The organism is Pseudomonas sp. SJZ074 (genome assembly GCF_007828215.1).
In the GTDB taxonomy this organism is placed as follows: Bacteria; Pseudomonadota; Gammaproteobacteria; order Pseudomonadales; family Pseudomonadaceae; genus Aquipseudomonas.
The window spans coordinates 1-1739 of sequence record NZ_VIUE01000063.1; the positions used below are offsets into that span (position 1 = coordinate 1).

The following is a 1739-nucleotide window of genomic DNA, read 5'->3' on the forward strand; positions in this document are numbered from 1 at the left end:
CCGTTATTGCGGTTGTCGAGGCTGGCGCTTTTTACGGTGAGGCCGGCGTCGGTGACGATTTCGCCGCCCTGGTTGAGCAAGGCATTGCCGAGAGTAAGACTCAGTGCGCCGCCGCTGGAAACGCTGCCTTGTGTGTTGTCGAGACTGCCGGCATTCGCGGTCAGGGTACCTTCGCTGCTGATCAGGCCAGCGACGTTGGTCAACGCGTTGTCGAGGCGAATATCCAGGCCTTGGCGGGCGACGAGACTGCCGCTGCTGTTGTCCAGGCGTTGTCCGGTGACAGTGCTGGCGCCAGTGCTGAACAGAAGGCCCTGGGTCTGGTTGATGATCTCCGCGACTTTCAGGCCCAGGTCGGTACCGGCCAGGACCTTGCCGTTGTCGCTGTTGTTCAGGCGCTGACCGTCGATGTCGATCCCCAGCGAACTGGAAATCTCCCCGCCACGGTTATCCACGGCGTCGACGTTGAGTGTCAGCGCGTTCGTCGCACCGACCAGGCCTCCGTTGCGGTTATCCAGGCTCTGACCGCTGACAGTCAGCAAACCCTGGGCAACCAATTCGCCGCCCTGATTGGTCAGTTCGGCGACGTTTGCGGTGAGGTCGGCCTTGCTGGAGATGCGCCCGCCGCTGTTATCGACGCCGGTGGTTTCCAGGTGCACCGGGCCGACGGCACTGAGCAAGCCGTCGTGGTTATTCAACTGCCCGACAGTGGCCGTGAGGTTGCCATTGCTGCTGACGGTGCCCTGGGTGTTGAGCAGTGTGTCGGCGCTGACGCTCAGCGTATTGCTGCTCAGTACCCGGCCGCTGCTCCGGTTATCCAGGGTCCCGGCCTTGACCGTGCCGGCCTGTCCGGCACTCAAGGTCCCGCCCTGGTTGTTCAGGGTCTGCGCCACGTTGGCCGTCAGGTTGCGGCTGGCGATCACGCTCTTGCCGCTGTTGTTGAGGTTTTGTGCGGTGAGGCTCACATCCCCCGTGGCGTTACGGCTGCTGTCGGCGTTGACCCCGGCTTCGATGACGCCGTTGTTGGTCAACTGCCCGCCGCTGCTCAAGCTGATCTGGTCACGGGCGGCGATGTTCTGCTGCACGTCCAGCGCGCCGCTGGTTTGCACGTTGACGCTGGCAGCGTACACCGCGCCTTGCACGTTGGCGCTGGCGGCCTTGGCGGTGACCGCGCCGCTGGCCGAAGTGTCGGCCAGGCTCAGATGGCCGTTGGCGTCGAGCTGGATATCACCACCGCTGGCGATCAGCTTGCCGTCCAGCTTCACCCCGACACCGGCCTCGGTGCCCACCAGTTTGATGGCGCCGGCGTACATGCCGCCCAAGGCCGAGGAGTCGATAGCGAGTTGCGGCTTGGCGCTGCCGTCATCGGCACGGGCAGTGGCCTTGAGGGTGGATGCGTCGACGTCGTTGCGGCCGGCGACGATGGTCAGGTTCCTGGCCTGGATCTCGGCGTTGATCCTGGCGCTGCGGGTGATGATTTCGAAACGGTCGACGTTGTTGGCGTTGAGGCCCGCCCCTTCGACGGTGACGCTGCCCTGGTCGACTTGATAGCGACTCACCTGGCCGTTTTCAACAATCGGTTTACCGGTGGTCAAGGTCGCTTGGGGAGTGTTGATGAAGCCGCACCCGTTGCAGGTAATCCCGTAAGGGTTGGCGACGATGACATGGGCCGACTGCCCCGCCACTTCGGTATAGCCGCGCAACTGGCTCGGGCTGCCGCCGTTGACTTCGTTGAGGATGGT

Annotated in this window: 1 protein-coding gene; it reads right to left on the reverse strand. The window is 64.0% G+C overall.

Translation table 11 applies throughout. The features are described from left to right. The coding region (locus tag FBX99_RS28755; RefSeq protein WP_145133810.1) for a filamentous hemagglutinin N-terminal domain-containing protein at positions 1-1739 on the reverse strand (1739 nt) is incomplete at both ends.